This is a genomic window from Pseudomonas sp. GW823-FHT02C02 (assembly GCF_058797635.1).
On record NZ_JBXAJV010000015.1, the window covers coordinates 153700 to 175488 of the forward strand.

The window sequence follows — 21789 nt, forward strand, 5'->3', positions numbered from 1 at the left end:
CTATCCCCACAACCGGCCAATCGCCAAGAACCTGAAACCACTTTTGATTAACGAACGCGACGCAGATAGCCGTCTGGCGCCACGGTGATCAGCAGTTTGTTTTGCATCTGCTGGTCGATCTCGAAGTCCTTGTTTTCTTCCAGGTACTTCCACACTGCGGTTTTCGGGTTATCGCCCGGGCCCCAAGGACGATCCGGGAAGAAGTCCGCCGGCATGTCTTCAACCACGGTGTCCATCACCACGCAGTAGCTGTCCACCGAGACCAACGGCGCGTAAAGACGCAGTTCTTCGAGCACGTGATCGTGAGTGTGGTTAGAGTCCAGCACCAGAATGACTTTCTTGCCTTCGGCCGCGGCGCGCACTTGTGCAGCGATTGCAGGATCAATGCTCGAACCTTCGATCATCTTGATGCGCTTGCTCATCGGGTGGCTTTCGATGGCTTCGCGGTTGTGCGGACGGATGTCGAGGTCAATACCCAGCACTTCGCCGTGGCCTTGCAGCTCAAGCAACGATGCGTAGTAGATGATCGAACCGCCGTGGGCGATGCCGCACTCGATGACCAGATCCGGCTTGACCTGCCAGATGATCTCTTGCATGGCCATCATGTCTTGCGGCAGCTGGATGATCGGACGGCCCATCCACGAGAAGTGGTAGCTGTATTTGTGCTTGGCCGATTCGTTGAAGAAGTCCCGGGCCAGGCCGGTGAGTTTCTGGTCATCACCTTGCTGGGCGATCTGTTCCCGGCATTCGGCTTCGAAGGCTTTATTGATGCTGTTGTCGGTCATTTCAAAATTCTCAATGGTCACTGGAACGAAGCGCTGTCGACGGCGTGATAGACGTAGCGTCCATCGGTCATCCGCTTGATTTCTTCGAGGTAGTTGGAGTTCATCACAAACAGGTTGGCGCCTTCGGGTAACGCATCCATGGCTTCTTGTGGCGAGGACACCCGCACGCCACTCAGGGGCAGATACCGACCCTGTTTGGTCGGGTTGATATCCACCACACGATCCACCGCCACGCCGGCCCGTTGCAGGAACAGCGAATAGATCACGCCTTTGGACGACGCGCCCCAGATCGCCGAACCTTGCTCGGGCGCGGCCTGAATGATCTGCACGGCTCGGTCGAGGCTGGTGGTGAAATCTTCGGGCAGCGTCAGGCGCGACACCGGTTGATCCGGGGTCAGGCGCAACGTCGACAGGTCGGCGACGATGTACAGGTATTGGCCACCGAACAGGTGACCGGCCTCGTGGACGGTGCCGAACATCCGGCGCAGGTCGTCGAGGCGGAAATAATTGACGTGCTCGTAGAACAGGTCGAACCAGGCACGATGCTCGAGGATCCAGTCGAAGCACGGCACTTCGATGTAGATCTGCCCGCCCTGATTGGCGTCGGCCATTTCGGCGAGGAAACTCACCGGGTCCTGAATGTGCTCCAGCACATGGCGCAGAACAATGGCGTCCGCCGCCAGCCCCAGGCCGCGGGTGAACGGCGCCTTGATCACGTCAGCGTTGTTGCCTTCGTAGGCCGGGTCAATGCCGGTGATGGCGTAGCCCAGGCTTTTCAGCAGCTCGAGAAAGTAGCCTTTGCCGCAGCCGACTTCGATCAGTTCCTGACCCTTGAAGTGACGGGCAATGATGCCTTCGACATCGCTCAAGTGCTTCTGGAACTGACCCGAGTGCGCCTGTTCGTTCTGGTAGTCAGCGTCGTAGCTGAGCTTGTCGGCATCGAAGGCCTGGTTGAAGATCAACCCGCTCTTTTCGTCCTGCACCAAGACCATGTCGGCGCACGCCGACGCTTTCGCCGACGCAGGGTCGGCAAAGGTGCGGTTCTGCAACACCGGCAGGTCGGCGACCCGATACAACTCATGCCTCATGCTCTGCTCCCAGTAGCTGTTGCAAACGGTCCGCCACGCCCCAGAACGCCATCGGTTCGTGGGTCGGGTATGGGTAGTGACCGAGGTTCAGGCGGATCGCCGCGCCACGCTCGCGCAGGCGCTGCTCGACCAGCGCCCGAACCGAAACCGGTTGGCCGCTGGAACAATTGATCACGCCGTCGAATTCACGCTGTTGCACGATGGCGGCGAGGTAGCCGGCGGCCGTGTCGATGGCCAGGTAATCGCGCAGCTGCTCGCCGGCCGACATGTTGAAACTGGCATCGCCGGCATCGATGGCCCGGTCCAGCGCCGCCAGCAAACTGTTCGGGTTTTGCCCCTCGCCGTGCAGGTAAAACAGCCGCGCCCATTGCAGCTTGAACGGTTGAACCCGCTGCAGATTTTCGAGGAACAGGCGCAAGGTGTTCTTCGCAAGGCCGTAAGGATTACTCGGCAGAGGCGCGGTCTGCTCGCTGAGCGGTCCGCTCTGCAAGCCATATTCAAAACAGGTGCCGGTGACCAGCACTTGCGAGACGCCCGCCTCCACCGCGCCCTTGATGAACCGATAGTCGGCCATCAGGTTGTGCTCGAAGTGAAACAGCGCCTGATAGTTCGGCAACCCTGGCCAGGCCAGGTGCGCCAAGGCATCGATGCCATCGGTCAGCGCGGCAATGTCGAGGTCGGCGGCGTGAATATCCGCCGCAACGAATTCCACGGCCTTGATCCACGGCAAGTTCGCGGCGGTCTCGGCGTTACGCGCTACGGCGCGGACTTCGCAGCCACGGGCGAGCAAGGCCTCGACCAGATGCCTGCCGACGAACCCGGTCGCCCCGGTGACCAGGACTTTCACAGGACGGTCAACTCAGGCACGGCGATGACAAAGCGGCCGTCCCACTCGCGCACCTGGGCCAGTTGCTGACTGACTTCGTGCAGCAAGTTCCACGGCAGCACCAGGACGTAATCCGGCTTTTCCAGATCGATCTGCGCGGGCGAAACAATCGGGATGCGGCTGCCCGGCAGGTACTTGCCCTGTTTGTGAGGATTGGCGTCGGCCACCCAGGCCAGCAGGTCCGGCTTGACCCCGGCGTAGTTGAGCAAGGTGTTGCCCTTGGCCGCCGCACCGTAACCGACCACGCGCTTGCCATCGGCCTTGGCCTGCAACAGGAAACGCAGCAATTCGTGCTTGATGCGTTCGGCAGCGGGCGCGAGGGTCGCGTAGTACTCGGGCGTTTTCACCCCGGCGGCGAGTTCGGCTTGCAGCTGCTGAGCCACCGCTGGCTGCACCTCGCGGCGCACACCATCGGCGCGCTGGACAAAGACCCGCAGCGATCCGCCATGGGTCGACAGCTGGCTGACGTCGAACACTTCCAGACCGTTGCGCGCGCACAGGGTCTGGACAGCGGTCAGCGACAGATAGGAATAGTGCTCATGGTACAGCGTATCGAACTGCTGCCCGGCCATCAGGGTCAGCAACTGCGGAAACTCGAACGTCGCCACGCCGGTCGGCTTCAGCAATGTCGCAAAACCGCCGAGGAAATCATTGATGTCGGGCACGTGGGCCAGCACGTTATTGGCCGCCATCAGGTCGGCGGACCAACCGTCGGCGATCAGTTGCGATGCCGTGTCGCGGCCGAAGAACAGCTCGCGGATATCCAGGCCTTTTTCCCGCGCCGCTTGTGCGGTGCTGCGGGTCGGCTCGACGCCCAGGCATGGGATGCCGCGCCCGGCCACGTACTGCAACAGGTAACCGTCGTTGGCCGCAATTTCCACCACGCGGCTGTCGGCGGTCAGACCGAAACGCTCGACCATTTCGGCGACGTATTTGTCGGCATGGGCCAGCCAGGTGCTGGAGAACGAACTGAAATACGCATACTCGGCGTCGAACAGGCTGTCGGCGCTGGTGTAATCCTCGGTCTGCACCAGCCAGCATTGCTGACACACCGCCACTTTCAGCGGTACCCATTGCTCGGCTTGTTCCAGCTGATCGGCGCGCACATACGCGTTGGACGGCGGCGAGGTGCCGAGATCGATCAGCGGCAAGGCCAGAGAAGTCCCGCAACCACGGCAGTTCATACACGTACTCCAGCGAAGTGTTCATCAAGCAAAGGATGGCTGGAATCCCGTGCCGACAGATTATTGACAGGTAACGGCCAGGCAATCGCCAGCCGTGGATCGTTCACGCTCAAACCACCCTCGTGCACCGGCGTGTAATCCGCGCTGTGCAGGTAGAGCAATTCAGCGTCGTCGGTCAGGGTCTGGAAGCCATGGGCGAACCCGGCCGGGATCAACAGGCTGCGACCGTCGCCGGCCCGCAGGTGTTCGGCGTGCCAGTGCAGAAAGGTGTCGGAGTCGGGGCGAAGATCCACCGCGACGTCCCAGACTTCACCGCGCAGGCAAGTGATCATTTTGGCTTCCGGCGCGCTGGCGTTCTGGTAATGCAGACCGCGCACACTGCCGCGTTCGCGGGTGCAGGAATGGTTGATCTGGCGGATATGAAACGGCTCACCGAATGCACTCAGGCTGCCTTCACAAAACAGCCGCGCAAAGTGCCCGCGCTCATCTTCGAAGCGTTTGTGCTGCACGCTGAACAGTCCGGCGAGCGGCAATGGCTGCAACAGAAACTCGCTCACAGCGCGCCTCGGTACAGATTCAACTGGCTCAGCGTGATGGCGCGCATGTCGTCACCGTTCTGCCACGCCAAATGCCAGTCGAGGGTCTGGGTCAGGCACTGCTGCAACGACCAGCGTGGCTGCCACGCCAAGAGTTGACGGGCGCGGCTGCTGTCCAGGCGCAGCAGACCGGCCTCATGCAAATCACTTGGTTCGATGCGCAGGCCACGGGCTTGCGGCCAGCGGCTGGCAAGCAATTCGACAACTTCGCCGACGCTGCACATATCCGCTTCGCTCGGGCCGAAGTTCCAGGCACCGGCAAATGCCGGCCCCTTTTCGTAGAGCCCGGCGGCCAGTTGCAGGTAACCGGCCAACGGCTCCAGCGCGTGCTGCCACGGGCGTACGGCTTGTGGGTAACGCAGGGTCACCGGTTCGTCGGCGGACCAGGCTTTAAGCACATCGGGGATCAAACGCTCTGGTGCAAAATCACCACCGCCCAACACATTGCCGGCACGCGCAGTGGCCAGGGCCAGACCGTGTTCGGCATGTTTGTCGGCCGGGAAGAACGACGCCGCGTAAGACTGCGCCAGCAACTCGCAGCAGGCTTTGCTGCTGCTGTAAGGATCGTGTCCGCCGAGGGCTTCGTTTTCGCGGTACGGCCACAGCCATTCCTGATTGGCGTAGACCTTATCGGTCGTCACCAGCACACAGGCGCGCACGCCACCGACCTGGCGGATCGCTTCGAGCAAATTGAGGGTGCCCATGACGTTGCTGGAGTATGTCCCCAGCGGGTCGCGATAACCCTCGCGCACCAGCGGCTGGGCTGCCAGGTGCAGGACGATTTCCGGTTGGGTTTCGGCGATCAGCTCCAGCAGCGCGCCGAGGTCACGCAGGTCGCCGCGCTGATCGTTGATGCCTTCGTGCACCCGCGCCAGCTCGAACAGGCTCGGCTCGGTCGACGGGTCCAGCGAAAAACCGCTGACCTCGGCCCCCAGGCTTTGCAGCCACAACGTCAGCCAACTGCCTTTGAAACCGGTATGGCCGGTCAGCAGGACCCGCTTGCCGCGCCAGAACTCCGGACTCAGTCCCATTGTTTCCATGGGGCCTCCCCGCTCTGCCACAACGCTTCGAGGTGGTTCTTGTCACGCAGGGTGTCCATCGGATGCCAGAAACCTTCGTGCTCGAAGGCCTTCAACTGTTCATCCTGGGCCAGACGGGCCAAGGGCTCGGCTTCCCAGGTGGTCTCGTCACCGCCGATGTACGACAGCACTTTCGGTGAAAGCACAAAGAAGCCGCCATTGATCCAGCCACCGTCGCCACGGGGCTTCTCGGTGAAACCGAGCACCTGATCGCCGTGACGCTCCAGGGCACCGTAACGGCCCGGCGGTTGTACGGCAGTGACGGTCGCCAGGCGACCGTGGGCGCTGTGGTAGTCCACCAGTTGACGGATATTGATATCGGAGACGCCGTCGCCGTAGGTAAAGCAGAAGGCTTCTTCATCCTTGAGGTAACGGCCGGCGCGCAGCAAGCGGCCACCGGTCATGGTTTCTTCACCGGTGTCGATGAGGGTGACGCTCCACGGCTCGCTGTAGTTCTGGTGCACGTCCATGCGGTTGTTGCGCATGTCGAAAGTGACGTCGGAAGTGTGCAAGAAGTAGTTGGCGAAGAAGTCCTTGATCGCATAGCCCTTGTAGCCAAGGCAGATCACGAAGTCATGAATTCCGTGGGCGGAGTACTGTTTCATGATGTGCCAAAGAATTGGCTTGCCGCCGATCTCGATCATTGGCTTTGGCTTGAGGTGCGACTCTTCGCTGATCCGCGTACCGAGACCACCTGCCAGAATTACTGCCTTCATCGCTGTCCTCTTGCTCTTCGCGCGGCCTGGGCACCCTCGCGAGGGTGGGCGGACCGTCAGATGCACATCATTTACCCGCAGCCATTGAGCCGTTCACACCCATTGGGGTGAAGGTTTTATGGCGATATACGGGGGACTTGCAGGAAGTGAGCCAATTGCGCAGGACAAAAAAGATCGCAGCCTTGGACAACTGCTGCAGGTATCAATACATCCCTGTAGCGGCCCAAGGCTGCGATCTTTTGACGTTTAGAGGGTAATCACGGGATCAGTCAGGCAACCAACCCCACAACCAGTGATTGAGGTTGTCGCCCCGCAGCATGAAATCGCGGTGAACCGCTTCACGCAATTCATCGCCCATACGGTAGCTGGCGTCCGGGTCGGCCAGGTGCATGCGGATCGCCTGCAGCCATTCGTCCGTGCTGTTGCTATAGACCCTGGTACACGGCAGATGGCCGCGATAGGCCTCGGTGTCGGTGCAGATCACCGGGTATCCACAGGCGCCGTACTCCAGCAAGCGCAGGTTGCTTTTGCAGTCGTTGAAGATATGGAATTCCAGCGGTGCCAGCGCCAGGTCGAGGTTCAGGCTGGCCAGTTTGAACGGGTAGCTCTGCAAGCCGATGGTGGAGTGAAACTCGTGGACATACGGACGCAAGGCATCAGGGCACATGCCGAAGAACACCCACTCGACTTGGTCCGCCAGTTCGCGCACAACCTCGGCAATGATCTCCAGGTCACCGGTGTGGCTGGTGCCGCCGCCCCAACCGACTCGCGGCTTGCTGGAGGTGCGCCGATGGCTGGTCAGCGTCGCCCATGGTGCCGGCGATAGCATGTTCGGCACTACGCGGATTTCGCTGTGCATGCTCGACAAGGCATCGGCCAGCGGCTGAGTGGTGACCACTACGCGATCGCACAGGCCAATGCCTTCGCGCAACAGCTGCTCGGTATTGACCGGTTTGTTGCGGGCGTGGGTGTTTTTCTTCGGCGCACTGACGATGTAGTCGTCGAGTTCGAAAATTCGTAGCGCACTGGAGTACTTTTTCATCCGCAGAATGTCACCCGCAGCGCCTTCGCTGTAACGCCCTTGCAGAATGATCGTGTCTGGTGACAGACGCTCGATCTCCACGGTCGACGGCGACTCATAGGCCACCCGCGCGATCACCCGACCGGCTGCTTCGAGCTCAGCCAGTGGCGCGGTTACCCGGTAATGGCCAACGGCGGTGCTGTTAACCGGCAGACCGAGAATCAACGGCAAGGCACGGGTGCAGAACGGGTTCCAGTTATTGCGCAGTGACGGCTCCAGACTGAAGCTGGAAATCCCAAGGCTCAGCGCCGGGCTGTAGGCCGGATCCTTGGCGATCTTCGGCAGCCATTTGCGATAGAAATCCTCCTGTTCACGCTCGCGCAGTGCCAGTGTCGAAAGCCCTGCCGGCGACACATCTTGCTGCACCCATACCACGCTGGCGTAAGGCGTCCAGACCACCAGATAACCATCGTTGCCTGCCCGCAAACACAAGTCGACGTCGCTGAGGCCCTGGGTGAAGGTCACCTCATCGAACTGCTCGAGTTCATCAAACACTTGCTTGCGCACCATCAGGCAGAGATTGCTCACCGCACTCCAATTCTGGGTTACGTGTAATCGCTGCATGTAGCCACGAGAACCGGCCGCTTCGCCATAAAATGGCGAACCGACCGGCCCGGCCAGGCCAAGAATCAACCCGGCACTGATGATCGAGCCCTCGGGGCTGAGGATACGAGCACCGACCACACCCACTTCGGGGCGCTGGGCGTGATTGAGCATTTCATCCAGCCAGTCGCTGTCGCAGATCACTGTCTGCGCGCTGAGCAGCAGCAAATATTCGCCATGCGCCAGGCTCGCGGCAAAGTTACGGATCGCCGCGTCGTTGGCATCACCGGCGTAACGCAATACTCGCAGCATTGCGGCGCCCAGCTGCGCCATCGCCTCCAGCCAGTCGAGCATCGCCGGGTCGTCCGTGCCGCTGTCGACGATCAGGATTTCGTATTGGCTGTAAGCCTTGCGCTCGATCAGACCTTCGATGCACCGCTGCAACGCGTACAGCGAATCGCCGGTCTGGATGATGATCGACACCAAAGGGCGCGCCCCATGGAGGTAGTCGATGCGGTTGATCAACGGCAACTCTTCCTGCCGGATCGAGTGCGCCACACCAATACGATCCAGGTGTGCGCTGACCATCCCGGCATTGTTCTCGATCACCTCCGGCAACGACAGCCAGGCGGCGAAAGACTGACTCGACTCAATCTGGATTTCGGCGATGTGCTCAATGGTTTGCGGCCCGGCCTCTTCCACCAGACGCCATAACAAATCGTGCGGCGCCAGCTCACCGTGAGCCGAATCGAAGCCGCCCAGCGTCATGAAGCGCTGCCGCTCGAAGGCCAGGGTTCGGCCGACGTAGGGATAAGCACGCATCAGATCGAGATTGAAATCGGGTTTGAACACCGGGTCGATCGACTCGCCATCGACCAGCGCGCCCTCATCGCTGTAGGCACAGAGAATGCCCGCCGAACCCGCAATGCGTTCAGCCAGGATCAGCAGGGCCGACTCGCGCAAAGTGTCGCCAGCATGCAGCAGATAAAACCAGTGAGCGCCTTCCAGCTGCGGCACCACCGCATTGAGTTGTTGCGCCCAATCCGCCTGGAACGGCAACTGCACCACACGATCGTCGGTCGCGCAAAAGGCATCAGAAAGCACCACCACCGCCTGCGGCGTGTAAAGCTGTCGGCTGATGCTTTGCAACGTAGTGTTCAACGCTGCACTGTCAGCGCCGCTGTCGATCACAATCGGCACGATCTGCGGACGGAACGCCCAGCTGTCGAGGCGTTGCGGCATGAGCTGCTGCTCGACATCGGAGAACCTGCGGATCGCCAGCCATTCGCGATAGAAATCGGCGTAGCTTTCGCTCTCCCCGCCCACCCGACCATTCACCACTGTGTTGCGGTTGCCCAAAATGCGCACCACGCACAATTCTTCCCAGGCGTGGGGCTGGTCGGTGATTTTAGTCAGCTCGATGTAGCGCACCCAACCCGATGCCGGTGCCGATTCACCGCTGCGTGCCGCGAGCATCTGCGAAAGCCAGCTCCACTCCACCGCTGCGGCCTTGACCATTTCCGGGGTTTTGCTCAGACGCTCCGGGTACAAACGTTCGGTACTCAGCACAGTGCTCAGCGACACCAGATTGCCGCGACGCATCAAGCACACGAACAAGGCGAAATCGAGCATGGCGACGAAACCGGCGCCTTCCTGAATCAGCGCCGGCAACAGCTCCAGTACATCGACGCGACGCATCAGGGTCGAACTGAAGTTGCCGAGGAAATTCTTCGGCGTACCTTCGAAGATCGCCAGCATGTCATCGCCCTTGAGCAAGGCGTCGTTCGGTGAGAACCGGCAATTGTCGACCCGTGGCGGCAGGATGAAATTGCCGGCGTCGCTGAGCATCCGCAGGGCAAAGACCACATTCACGTCCGCGTGGTCGATCAACACCTGCGCCTGCAAGGCTACGCTGGGTGAAAACAGACGGTCGTCATCACACAGCACTTTGATGAATTCGCCACGGGCTTCTTCGACGCAACGCAATACGTTCTTCTGCAAGCCCAGACGCTGCGGATTACGCAAGTAGCGAACCGGGTGAGCCGGCTCGATGAAGGCCTCGACAATGTCGCGGATATCGTCGCCGGACGAATCGTCACAAATGACGATCTCGATGTGCTCGTAGGTCTGGGCGAGCGCACTTTCCAATGCCTGACTGAAGAAGCGCGGGTTGAAGGCTGGGATGACGATACTGACGAGGGGGCGTTGATTCACGGCAGGAAACTCTCGAGCGGCGGGCCTCTACCCTTTCAGGCAGAGGCCCCGGAACCGCTTACAAAAAGACGGTTGGCAGCTCGGCAGGCGCTGGCTCAGACCTTGTTGAACAGGCCCAACTGAGCGATCTTGCTGAAGGCCAGTTGCGAGGCCTGCAACATGGTTTGTTGCAAGGTCAGACGGGTCATCACTTCAGCCGGATCGGAATCGCGGATTGACGATTGGGTCTGGGCATTGGCCAGCGTCAGGCTCTGGTTGGTATCGTTCTGGGTCTCCAGAGCAGCACCGCGACCACCCACCGAACTCAAGGCGCTGGACAGCTGATCGGTGCCGCTGGCCAGGTTGGCAATACCGGAAGCCAGTGACGCTTGCAGCTTTTGAGTAGCGATCGGGTCACCATTGGTTGGTGTATTCAGAGCGGTTTTCAGTTGGCTCACGGTGTCCAGGATGTTCTGGGTTTCGTGAGTGTTGACCGCGATGCTGAACTGATCGTTGGCAGCCGGCGCACCGCTCAACGTGAAACTCACACCCGATGCAGTGGCGACGCTGCCGGCCATGGTTCCGCTAGACACAGGCTTACTGCTGGCCGTCAAAGGCGCCGCATACAGGTCGAAGGCGGTGGCGCTGGTGAACTTGAGGATCGCCGAACCGGTAGGGAAACTGGCGTGGTAATCCACCGGGTTGGTGATGCTGCTGGTGGTGACCTGCGCCGCCGAAGCGTTGCCCGGGCTGCCGGTTGCACTGAAGGTGTCCGGCTTGGCCGCCAGGGTAAACGTGTGGCCAGGCAGCACGGTCGCCGCCGTATCGCCGGCACTCAGGTTGATGTTCAGGGTCAGCTCGACGCCACGGAAAGTGACGGCCTGGCCGTTCTTGCTGGCAGGGTCGAACGCACCGCCCTGACTGGCTTCGGCAGTCACGTCATTACCGCCCGAGTCGGTGATTTTCAGCTGGGTGCCGCTGACGAAGTCCACGGTATACGGCTCGCCGCTGCGGAATTTGGCGTTGTAGGTGACGTTCGACGACACCTGGCCGTTGGACAGGGTCACGCGGCCGTCATCCACGACCGGCGCGGTCCGGGTGACCTCGCTACGGCTGGTGTTGATCGCCTGCTGGAACGCTTCCCAACCGGTGCTGTTGGTGGCCATCGACATGGTGTCGCCGATCGCCAGGTCAAGCGTCACCTGGTCGCCGTTGTAGCTGTAGGTGCCATCGTTGTTACGCGTGAACGGAATTGTATCGCCCTTGGAACCGGCGAAGATGTATTTGCCGTTCTCGTCCTTGCTATTCATCAGGCTCAGCAACTGCTCTTCGATCTGCCCCAACTCAGATGCGTTGGCCTGGCGATCGGCATCGGTGTAACCGGCGTTGCCGGCGCCCACAGCCAATTCCTTGGCGCGCTGCAACACGCTATTGATGCTGGTCATCACCGCTTCGGTCGTGCCCAGGGTCGCCTTGATGGTGGTGGTATTGGCCTTGTACTGATCAAGCATCGACGCCTGTTGACCCAATTGCAGCAGACGCGAGGCGCCAACCGGATCATCGGCGGCGGTGTTGACGCGAACCAGGCTGCTGGCCTCTTCGCTGCTTTTGACTACGTTGGCGAAATTTTTCTGGTAGTTCGCAGCAGAGGACTCGTAAAACTGGGCGGTAGAAATGCGCATGGGCTACGACTCCTTAAAGACTGTTGATCAGTGTGCTGAAGATTTCCTGCGCAGCCTTGATGATCTGCGAAGACGCGGTGTAGTACTGCTGATATTTGACCAGGTTGCCGGTTTCCTCATCGAGGTCGACACCCGACAGCGAATCGCGAGCGCCCTTGGCGTTGGCCAGGATAGCGGTGGTCGCGGCACTGTCGAGCTTGCCTTGCGCGGCCTTGGCGCCGACGCCTTCGACCAGTTTGCCGTAGGCGTCGGTCAGGGAAATGCCTTTACTGGCCGAACCGGTATCCACGGTCTGCTTGGTCTGCAAGCCGGCCAGTGCGGTACCGTTACGGTTGTCCAGCGTACCCGGTTGACTGAGCGTGACGTTAATTGCACTGCCTTGACCTGGCGAACCGGCCACGGTCATATCAAAGGTCGCCGTACGCTGCACGGCGGGTGGCCCCGGATCCATGATCGCGGCGCCGCTGGCGTCGACCAGTGGAATGCTCAGGCTGAGCGTATTGTTCTGGCCCGGCACAATGGTGCCGCTGCTGAGTGCATTGCCTTTGGCATCGAGCAATTGGTAAGTCTGGGTGGTGCCACCGCCGGCACCGAAAACCACTTTGACCGGAGTCGAATTCTGCAGCCCGTTCTGAATGGCCAGAGTGGTCGCCGAGTCATAAATATCAAACTGCGTGGTCAGGGTCGGTTGACCACTGGCCGGGATCGTCAAGGTGCCGCTACCGCCCGGTGCGATGGACGCGCTCAACGGTGCCGCGATGGCCAGACGCTTGCTGTCGGTCATCTCGGTCTTGATGTTCGCCGCCGCGTTGCGGGTCGGCGTGATCTTGAACGTGTCGCCCGCCGCGGCGGTGCCGCCGGAAAGCTTCAGCGAGAAACCGTCGATTACCGGCGGCGGCGTGGTCAGGGTGCTGAAAGCGCCCATGGACGTGCCATCTGGCAGACGCGACACGGTGTAGTTGGTGCCGCTGGTGAAGGTGACCTTGTAGTCGTTGATGGTCAGCTTGCCGCTGTCTTCGATACTCACATCAAAGTTACCCGAGCCGGCACTGTTGCCGACGGTGGCAACACTGCGGCTGGCCATCTGCGCGGCACTGTTGATGCTGTTGAACAGGTTCGAGCCGAACGCACCGTTTTTGTCGATGCCCTGAGCCTGGAGGCTGTTCATCTGATCGGCGACAACCAGCGCCACGCGGCCCAGTTCGTTCATCGCCGGGTCCAGTACGGTGCTGCGATAGCGCAGCAAACCACCCATTTCACCACCGGTCATCACCGACGTGATGTCAACGGTGCTACCGGCGCGATTGAGCTGAATGCCCATGCGCGAAGGGTCGTTCAGGCTTGACGCCACGGACAGGGTGCTGGCGGTGCCGCCGATGACCAGCGGCTGGCCGCTGCCCAGATAAACGTCAAGGTTACCGTCGCGTTCGATGACCTGCGCACCGGTGAAGGTGGAGAGCTGACGCACGGTTTCGTTACGCGCATCGAGCAGCTCGTTCGGCATGCCGCCGGATTTGGAAATCTCGGAAATCTTCTGGTTCAACTGCGCCACGGTGGCGGCCAGTTTGTTGACCTGATCGGCCATGTTCGCCAGGTTGCCGTTGACGTTGGCGTTCTGCTGCGTCAACTGGCTGGAGATCGAGTTGAAACGATTGCTCAAGGCCTGGGCATCGCTGAGCAGCAGCTGGCGCGACGCGTCATCACCCGGCTTGGCGTTGACGTTCTGCACCGAGGCGAAGAACTTGGTCAGGGCGCCGTTGAGGCCGGTGCCGCTGTCCGAGAGCAAGGCGTCGAGCGGGCTGATCTGCCCGGCATACGCAGCCGCATCGCTGTTGAGCGAGGTGGTGGTCTGCAGTTGTGCATCGAGGTAGCTGTTGTAGACGCGACGCACATCGGCCAGGGTCGTACCGGTGCCGATGTAGACATTGCCGAACTGATTCGAGGCTTTGGTGCCCTGCACGGTTTGCTGGCGTGAATAACCGGCGGTGTCGGCGTTGGCAATGTTATTGCCGGTAGTCATCAACGAGGATTGGCTAGCAGCCAGACCCGACATCCCGATATTGAGCAAACTCATGGTTCAGACCTTATGCCTTGTGCCTATAGAGGCGTAGTAGAAGCGCCCGCCGCAGCGTAGTTTTGGTAACTCGTCATCTGCTTGGCTATCTGCGAAATCTTGCTTGCGTAGGCCGGGTCTGTCGCATACCCGGCTTTCTGCAGCTCGCGTACAAACTGTTCTGGGTTATCGGCAGACTTCAGAACATCTTGATAGCGATTATTGGTTTGCAGCAAAGTCACCAGGTCATGGAAGCTGTCTTTGTACGAATCGTAGGAGCGGAACTCTGCCGTCTCCTTGACCATCTCGCCATTCCTGAATTCGCTGGTGATCGCTCGCGCCGATTCACCCTTCCAACTGCTGCTGGCCTTGATGCCAAACAGGTTGTGACTGCTGCTGCCATCCTGGGCACGCATGACCGATTTGCCCCAACCGGTTTCCAGGGCCGCCTGGGCCACCAGGTAACGCGGATCGACGCCGATACGGTCGGCGGCTTCCTTGGCCATCGGCAGCATGGTGTTGACGAATTCGTCGGCGGAACTGAAGGCTTTCTTCGGTGGCGCCAGCGGAATCTGCGCCATCGCACGGCCGTAAACCTGCAGACGTCCGCTCGACTTGTTATCGGTTGGCGAGGGCAGCCAGTCGCCATTGAACAGCGGGCCGGCACCGGTCACGACCGGAGTCGCGGCGCGCTCAGGCAGCAAGGCTTTGTTCGGGGTTGTAGCGGCAGTCGTTGCCGAAGGCACCAGGCCGGCGAGCAAGCGATCGGCCAGTTTCGGCGGCAAGGCCAGACGGCGCTGATTGATCAGCGCCATGTCATTGTGATGCGTGCCCTCGCCTGTTGGCGCTTTCACCGAACGCGAGGCCCACAACGGACGCTGACCATTGAGCCGCGACAGCGGACCGTCGGTGGCCGCGGTGCCTGCGGCAACCGGTGTCGGCACGGCCGCTTTCGCCGCTTCCTGCTTGGCGGCGGACGCGGCTGCGGCCTCGCCCGGCGCCAGCGGTTTGTTCTTCGACATCTGGCGCATCAGCACGTCCGCCAGACCGATACCGCCGCCCTCGCGGGACATGGAAACGGCCAACTGCTGGTCGTACATTTCCTGGTATTGCTTGGCCGCCGGCGTGTTGAGCGGATTGTCCTTGCCCAGCGCATCGGTGGCCGAGCGCATGGACTTGAGCATTTCACCGAGGAACAGCGACTCGAATTCCTGCGCCACTTTGCGCATGTTCGCGTCACTGTCCTTGTCGCCGACCTTGAGCTGGTTCAAACGATTCAAGTCCGAATAGGAGCCCGAATCGTTGCTGCTGACACCCAGGCCGCCCTTGCGCATATCCATGGTCGCTGTCCTCAGATCACAATCAGGTCGGCTTGCAACGCGCCAGCCTGTTTCAATGCTTCGAGGATCGCCATCAAGTCACCCGGTGCCGCGCCGACCTGGTTCACCGCACGCACAATTTCGTCGAGGGTGGTGCCCGGGCCGAACTTGAACATCGGCTTGGCTTCTTGCTGGGCGTTGACCCGCGAGCGCGGCACGACGGCGGTCTGGCCATTGGACAGAGGGCCGGGCTGGCTGACAATCGGGTCTTCGGTGATGGTCACCGTCAGGCTGCCGTGAGTCACGGCGGCCGGTGAAACCTTGACGTTCTGGCCGATCACGATGGTGCCGGTGCGCGAGTTGATGATGACTTTCGCCACCGCCTGACCCGGATCGACTTCAAGGTTTTCGATGATCGACAGATAGTCGACGCGCTGACTTGGATCGAGCGGCGCGCTGACCCGAATCGAACCACCGTCGATGGCCTGGGCAACGCCAGGGCCGAGCATGTCGTTGATCTTGTCGACGATGCGCTTGGCGGTGGTGAAGTCCGAACGGTTGAGGTTCAGGGTCAGGCTGTTGCCCTGGTTGAAACCGCTCGGCACCGAACGCTCGACCGATGCACCGCCCGGGATACGACCGGCCGACGGAACGTTGACGGTGATCTTCGAACCGTCGCGGCCTTCGGCATCAAAACCGCCGACCACCAGGTTGCCTTGGGCGATTGCATAGACGTTGCCGTCGATACCCTTGAGGGGTGTCAGCAGCAAGGTGCCGCCGCGCAGGCTCTTGGAGTTGCCGATGGACGAAACGGTGATGTCGACCTGCTGACCCGGCTTGGCGAACGCCGGCAGATCAGCACTGATCGACACGGCGGCGACGTTCTTCAACTGCACGTTGCCCGAACCCGGCGGCACCTTGATGCCGAACTGCGAGAGCATGTTGTTGAAGGTCTGCAGAGTGAACGGGGTTTGCGTCGTCTGGTCGCCGGTGCCGTTAAGCCCGACCACCAGGCCGTAGCCGATCAATTGGTTGGAACGAACGCCGGAAATACTGGCGATATCCTTCAGCCGCTCGGCTTGCGCGTTGAACGCAGCCGAGAGCATCAGGGCAGCCACCATCAGGTGTTTAAGATTCAACGTGGCCACCTAGAAAGGGAACAGCGGGCTGAGGAAGAAACGGTCGAACCAGCCTGGCTGACTCGCATCGGCAAACGCACCGGTGCCCGAGTAGGTGATGCGTGCATCGGCGACGCGGGTCGACGACACGGTGTTGTCGGTGGAGATGTCATCGGCGCGCACCATGCCGGCAATCCGCACCAGCTCATCGCCGGTGTTGAGCGTCAGCCATTTCTCGCCGCGCACGGCGATGATGCCGTTGGGCAGCACGTCGGCGACGGTCACGGTGATCGAGCCGGTCAGGCTGTTGCTCTGCCCGGATTTGCTGTCGCCCTTGGTCGCACGGTCGCCTTCGTAGCCAACGTCCAGGCTCAGGCTACCGCTGCCCACAGGGTCGCTGGTGCTCAGGCCACCGCCAAAGAACGAGCTCAGGCCGATGTCGGTCTTGCTGTTCTTGCCGATTTGCGAGTTGGCGTTCTTGCTGGCCTGGGTCCGTTCGTTCAGGGTGATGGTGATGATGTCACCGACCCGGAACGCCTTGCGGTCGCTGTACAGGTTCTGTTCAAAGCCGGCCTGATAGATCGAGCCGTTATTGGCGGCAGCCGGCAACGGCGTGCGCGGCAACACCGGGGCGTAGTAAGGGTCATTGGGCTTGGGTGGCGGAGCGACGCAGCCCGCGAGCACGACGACCCCACTCAGTGCCAGAACAGATACAAAGCGATTCATGACCCTACCTCACGGTGTTGCAGACGACCTCATGGCCGCCTCATAGACTGATTACAGATTCTGCGTTACGAACGAGAGCATCTGGTCGGCGGTGGAGATCACCTTGGAGTTCATCTCGTAAGCGCGCTGAGTGGTGATCATGTTGACCATCTCTTCAACGGTGCTGACGTTGGACGTTTCCAGGGTGTTCTGCAGCGTGGTACCGAAACCGTTCAGGCCCGGGGTGCCGACTTGCGGCGCGCCGCTGGCAGCGGTTTCCAGGAACAGGTTGTTACCCACGGCTTGCAGGCCGGCCGGGTTGATGAAATCGGCGGTTTGCAGGTTGCCGATCACCTGGCTGGCCGGGTTACCCGGAACGGTGACCGACACGGTGCCGTCGCGACCGACCGTGAAGGTCTGCGCGTCGTTCGGAATGACGATGGCCGGTTCCAGGGCGAAGCCGCTGGCGTTGACAATCTGGCCATTGGAATCGAGGTGGAACGTGCCGTCACGGGTGTAGGACGTGGTGCCGTCCGGCTGCAGAATCTGGAAGAAACCGCGACCATCGACGGCCAGGTCCAGCGGCTGCTCAGTGGTTTGCAGGCTGCCGGCGGTGAAGTTTTTCTGGGTGCCGACGATGCGCACACCGGTACCCACTTGCAGACCCGACGGCAGTTCGCTGTCCTGGGTCGACTGGGCGCCTGGCTGGCGCTTGATCTGATAGAGCAAGTCCTGGAACTCGGCACGGTCACGTTTGAAACCCGTGGTCGACACGTTGGCCAGGTTGTTGGAAATGGTCGTCAGGTTGGTGTCCTGGGCGGACAGACCTGTTTTGGCAACCCATAGAGCCGGAAGCATTCGATTCTCCTCGTGCGCCTGTTTTACGGCGCGACGTTCTGATAATTAGCTGATCTGCAAGACCCGAGCCATGGCCTGGTCATCGTCTTTGGCGGTGTTCATCATCTTGATGTGCAGCTCGAACTGCTTCGACAAAGCCAGCACCGAGGTCATCTCTTCCACGGCGTTGACGTTGCTCGACTCAAGGAACCCGGACACCAGTTTGACGCCTGCATCGGCTTGCGCCGGCTTGCCATCCTTGGTGTGGATCGAACCATCCAGGCCTTTGGTCATGTTCTTCAGGTCAGGGTTGACCAATTTGATACGGTCGACTTCAGCCATCACACGCGGGCCTTCGCCCATCGCACGGATGCTGATGGTGCCGTCTTCGCCCACTTCGATTTGCTGCTCGGGCGGCACGGCGATCGGTCCGCCGTTGCCCATCACCGGCATACCGTTGCCGGCACGCAGCACGCCGAGGGCGTCCACGTTCAGGCTGCCGGTGCGCACGTAGCTTTCAGCGCCATCGGGGGTCTGCACGGCGATCCAACCGTTGCCTTGCACCGCGACATCGAGGTCGCGACCGGTTTCAACCAGCGAACCTGGTGAGAAGTCGGTGGCCGGACGCTCGGTCATGGCAAACGCACGCGCCGGAAAGCTGTCACCAAACACAGGCATCGAACGGGCCTGTTCCAGGTCCTTCTGAAAACCGTTGGTAGAGATGTTTGCCAGGTTGTTGGCATGAGCCTTCTGCGCCAGTGCATTCTGGCTGGCGCCGGTCATTGCCACATAAAGGTACTTGTCCACACTCTTTCCTCTGCATGCCGGACGTTTGCCGCCCACCGCTGTACTGTTGAGCGATAAGCAATTTACAGACCAACTTTTTTCTGGCGGTGCGAGGCCCGGCAAACAAAGGACTTGAGGGGTTTTGCGGGGATTGGGGAAATGTATCGGAGACGAAAAACCGGCGGTGTTATGCCGGTTGGTGGCAAGTGCTGGCCTTTGCAGCCAACAGGATCCCCTGTGGCGAGGGAGCTTGCTCCCGCTGGGCTGCGAAGCAGCCCCAAAAAGATTGGCCGAGCGTGACAGTCAGATCATGCCGGATGGTCTTACGGCCGCTTCGCGCTCCAGCGGGAGCAAGCTCCCTCGCCACAAAGTTGTCATTGCTTCAGCTTAAGCGTCGGGGTCTTTGCCGACTTCATACTCACGCAACTTGTTGGCAATGGTCGTATGCGAAACCCCCAACCGCTTGCCCAGCTGCCGACTGCTCGGATGCTCGGAATACAACCGCTCCAGCACCGCTTTCTCAAAGCGCCCGACGATCGCATCCAGCCCGCCTTCGAGGGAGAAATCGCCAAGCGGCTGACGCACGCCGTAATCCGGCAAGCGAATGTGCTCGGCCTTCACGGTCCCGCCTTCGCACAACGAAACCGCCTGGAACAACACGTTTTCCAATTGCCGGACATTGCCCGGCCAATGGTAATGACTGAGCCGCTCCATCGCCGCTGGCGCCAGCTTCGGCAGCGGGCAACCGATCTGACGACTGGCCTGGTCGAGGAAGTGCTCCACCAACGGCGTCAAACCATCGAGGCATTCACGCAGCGGCGGAATGTGCAGTGAGAGCACGTTCAAGCGGTGATACAAATCCTGGCGAAACTCGCCCCGCGCGCATAACTCGGACAAGTCCACCTGCGTCGCGCAGATCACCCGCACATCCAGATAGACCTCTTCATCACTGCCCACACGACGGAAGCAACCGTCCTGCAAGAAGCGCAGCAATTTCACCTGCAAGCGCGGGCTCATTTCCCCGACGCCATCGAGAAACAACGTACCGCCCGCCGTCAGCTCCAGCAGCCCAAGCTTGCCTTCGGCACGCGCGCCTTCGAAGGCGCCGGGGCCGTAGCCGAACAATTCGGTCTCGGCCATCGATTCCGGCAGGCCGGCGCAGTTGAGCGCCATCAAAGGTGACTGGCCGCGCGGACTCGCCAGGTGACAGGCACGCGCCAATAATTCCTTACCGGTGCCGGTTTCGCCTTCTATCAAGAGCGGTGCATCCAGTGGCGCCATGCGCCGCGCTTCGCGGACCACCGCGGCCATGACCTTCGAGCTTTGGAAGATGCTGTCGAACCCGCGCAGTTCCTGCTTGCGCACGTTGTAGATGCGCTCCCCCACCCGATCAGCGCGGTGCAGCGTCAGGACTGCACCGGCCATGGCTTCGCTGTCGTCATGCTCGGATTGCAGCGGTGCGATGTCAGCGAGGAACACATCGCCCTTGACCTTGACCCGCAGCCCGTTGATGCGCGACTTGTTGGCACGCACCAGTTCCGGCAAATCAAAATCCTCGGCGTAACGCGACAGCGGAATCCCCGGCACCTCATCCACCCGCACCCCGAGCAACTGCGCCGCTGCACGGTTGGCCGCCACGATGGAGCCGCCCATGTCGATCGACAACACCGGAAACTCCAGGGCGCCGAGCAAGGCATTGAGCTCCATGTGCCGACGCTCGCTGGGCATCAGCCCTACACGCTTGACGCCAAATACCCCGGCAATCGACTCGAATTTCGGACGCAACGCCTGGAACTGAATATTGATCAGGTTCGGGCAGTGCAGGTAGATCGCATTGCCATGCTCACCGCCGACCTCGCCGCGAGCGACGTTGATTCCGTACTCGACCAGCAAGTTGAGAATGTCGCGCAGGATGCCGATGCGGTTCTGGCAGTGGACTTTGATACGCATATAAAGGCCCAAGAAAAACGGTCAATAGGTTGGATGCCCGAGGTACAACCCTGTGGGAGCGAGCCTGCTCGCGAATGCGTCGGTGCACTCGGCATTGATGTGTCAGGCAGAACGCTTTCGCGAGCAGGCTCGCTCCCACAGGGTATTTTTTTGCTGGCACGCTCAGATAGCCGTCAAGATTATGTGACAGGCGCAACGCTTTTCAAACCCGAAAAACTCAATACCTGCGCCACTGCGATCCATTCGTAACGAAATCTTTACGAAAACTGGAGAACTTTCCTACGCACGGCACGATTCACCTACTGCAACGCGGCACGCCTTGGAGTATTTCTAAGTCCATAGCAGCACATAACAAGAATGAAATCCCCTAGCAGGAGAGCAGCATGAAGCAGACGCAGTACGTGGCTCGCGAGCCCGATGCGCAAGGTTTTATCGACTACCCCGCTGAAGAACATGCGGTGTGGAACACGCTGATTACTCGCCAACTGAAAGTGATCGAGGGGCGTGCGTGCCAGGAATACCTGGACGGTATCGAAAAACTCGGTCTGCCCCACGACCGCATTCCGCAACTCGGTGAAATCAACAAAGTCCTCGGTGAAACCACCGGTTGGCAAGTAGCCCGAGTGCCGGCGCTGATCCCCTTCCAGACCTTTTTCGAATTGCTGGCCAACAAGCAGTTTCCAGTGGCGACCTTTATTCGGACCCGCGAAGAGCTGGATTACCTGCAAGAGCCGGATATTTTCCACGAGATCTTTGGCCACTGTCCGCTGCTGACCAACCCTTGGTTCGCGGAATTCACCCACACCTACGGCAAGCTTGGCCTACAGGCCACCAAGGAAGAACGCGTGTACCTCGCGCGTCTCTACTGGATGACCATCGAGTTCGGCCTGGTCGATACACCAGAAGGCCTGCGCATTTACGGCGGCGGCATTCTCTCCTCGCCGAAAGAAACCGTTTACTGCCTGTCGGACGAACCTGAGCATCAGGCCTTCGATCCGCTGGAATGCATGCGCACGCCTTACCGCATCGACATCCTGCAGCCGCTGTACTTTGTCCTGCCGAACCTCAAGCGTCTGTTTGATGTGGCTCATGAAGACATCATGGCCATGGTCAAGCAAGGCATGCAGCTCGGTTTGCACGCGCCTAAATTTCCACCCAAAAAAGCCGCGTGATCCGCAGCTTTTAGAA

General features: G+C 60.6%; 17 protein-coding genes. 1 reads left to right on the top strand and 16 read right to left on the bottom strand.

Annotated elements, in window-relative coordinates; genetic code table 11:
* Positions 1-47: 47 nt before the first annotated feature.
* The 16 genes from AC1ROI_RS24530 to AC1ROI_RS24605 all read right to left on the bottom strand — a co-directional run bounded on the left by AC1ROI_RS24530 (position 48) and on the right by AC1ROI_RS24605 (position 20601).
* Entirely contained in the window at positions 48-785 is a 738-nt protein-coding gene (locus tag AC1ROI_RS24530; RefSeq protein WP_010456998.1) for a cephalosporin hydroxylase family protein, read from the bottom strand.
* Between the two features lie 17 nt (positions 786-802).
* Complete coding sequence (locus tag AC1ROI_RS24535) at positions 803-1873, bottom strand: class I SAM-dependent methyltransferase (protein ID WP_102593846.1); 1071 nt, start codon at positions 1871-1873, stop codon at positions 803-805.
* On the bottom strand, positions 1863-2720 hold the full coding sequence (locus AC1ROI_RS24540; protein WP_010457003.1) for an NAD-dependent epimerase/dehydratase family protein: 858 nt from the start codon (positions 2718-2720) through the stop codon (positions 1863-1865). The genes AC1ROI_RS24535 and AC1ROI_RS24540 overlap by 11 nt, the downstream gene beginning before the upstream one ends.
* Positions 2717-3943, bottom strand: coding sequence for a class I SAM-dependent methyltransferase (locus tag AC1ROI_RS24545; RefSeq protein WP_102593847.1), 1227 nt, complete (start codon positions 3941-3943; stop codon positions 2717-2719). Before AC1ROI_RS24545 ends, AC1ROI_RS24540 begins: the two co-directional genes overlap by 4 nt.
* On the bottom strand, positions 3940-4500 hold the full coding sequence (locus tag AC1ROI_RS24550; protein WP_010457005.1) for a dTDP-4-dehydrorhamnose 3,5-epimerase family protein: 561 nt from the start codon (positions 4498-4500) through the stop codon (positions 3940-3942). The genes AC1ROI_RS24545 and AC1ROI_RS24550 overlap by 4 nt, the downstream gene beginning before the upstream one ends.
* On the bottom strand, positions 4497-5579 hold the full coding sequence (gene rfbG, locus AC1ROI_RS24555; RefSeq protein WP_042932659.1) for a CDP-glucose 4,6-dehydratase: 1083 nt from the start codon (positions 5577-5579) through the stop codon (positions 4497-4499). The genes AC1ROI_RS24550 and rfbG overlap by 4 nt, the downstream gene beginning before the upstream one ends.
* Positions 5561-6334, bottom strand: coding sequence for a glucose-1-phosphate cytidylyltransferase (gene rfbF / locus AC1ROI_RS24560; protein ID WP_008072576.1), 774 nt, complete (start codon positions 6332-6334; stop codon positions 5561-5563). Before rfbF ends, rfbG begins: the two co-directional genes overlap by 19 nt.
* A 265-nt stretch (positions 6335-6599) precedes the next feature.
* The gene (locus AC1ROI_RS24565) at positions 6600-10172 is read right to left on the bottom strand and encodes a glycosyltransferase (RefSeq protein ID WP_102593848.1); all 3573 of its coding nucleotides are present in this window, start codon (positions 10170-10172) and stop codon (positions 6600-6602) included.
* Positions 10173-10267: 95 nt separating this feature from the next.
* Complete coding sequence (locus tag AC1ROI_RS24570) at positions 10268-11833, bottom strand: flagellar hook-associated protein 3 (protein WP_010457009.1); 1566 nt, start codon at positions 11831-11833, stop codon at positions 10268-10270.
* Between the two features lie 13 nt (positions 11834-11846).
* Positions 11847-13907, bottom strand: coding sequence for a flagellar hook-associated protein FlgK (flgK, locus tag AC1ROI_RS24575; protein ID WP_010457010.1), 2061 nt, complete (start codon positions 13905-13907; stop codon positions 11847-11849).
* Positions 13908-13930: 23 nt separating this feature from the next.
* A complete protein-coding gene (flgJ, locus tag AC1ROI_RS24580; protein WP_077748611.1) occupies positions 13931-15226 on the bottom strand; it encodes a flagellar assembly peptidoglycan hydrolase FlgJ in 1296 nt (431 codons plus the stop codon).
* 11 nt (positions 15227-15237) lie between these two features.
* Positions 15238-16326: a flagellar basal body P-ring protein FlgI gene (locus AC1ROI_RS24585; RefSeq protein ID WP_010457013.1), complete on the bottom strand. Its 1089-nt coding sequence runs from the start codon at positions 16324-16326 to the stop codon at positions 15238-15240.
* Between the two features lie 27 nt (positions 16327-16353).
* On the bottom strand, positions 16354-17049 hold the full coding sequence (gene flgH, locus AC1ROI_RS24590; RefSeq protein WP_010457015.1) for a flagellar basal body L-ring protein FlgH: 696 nt from the start codon (positions 17047-17049) through the stop codon (positions 16354-16356).
* A gap of 51 nt (positions 17050-17100) precedes the next feature.
* Positions 17101-17886 (bottom strand): flagellar basal-body rod protein FlgG, encoded by a 786-nt coding sequence (gene flgG, locus AC1ROI_RS24595; protein WP_010457017.1) that lies wholly within the window; start codon positions 17884-17886, stop codon positions 17101-17103.
* A 45-nt stretch (positions 17887-17931) separates the two neighbouring features.
* Positions 17932-18672 carry a flagellar basal body rod protein FlgF gene (locus tag AC1ROI_RS24600; RefSeq protein ID WP_010457018.1) on the bottom strand — a complete coding sequence of 247 codons (741 nt, stop codon included), beginning with the start codon at positions 18670-18672 and terminating at the stop codon, positions 17932-17934.
* A 366-nt stretch (positions 18673-19038) separates the two neighbouring features.
* A complete protein-coding gene (locus AC1ROI_RS24605) occupies positions 19039-20601 on the bottom strand; it encodes a sigma-54-dependent phenylalanine hydroxylase transcriptional regulator PhhR (protein ID WP_010457020.1) in 1563 nt (520 codons plus the stop codon).
* A 383-nt stretch (positions 20602-20984) separates the two neighbouring features.
* On the opposite strand from AC1ROI_RS24605, the gene phhA reads away from it, so the two are divergent.
* On the top strand, positions 20985-21773 hold the full coding sequence (gene phhA / locus AC1ROI_RS24610) for a phenylalanine 4-monooxygenase (RefSeq protein ID WP_010457022.1): 789 nt from the start codon (positions 20985-20987) through the stop codon (positions 21771-21773).
* Positions 21774-21789 lie beyond the last annotated feature (16 nt).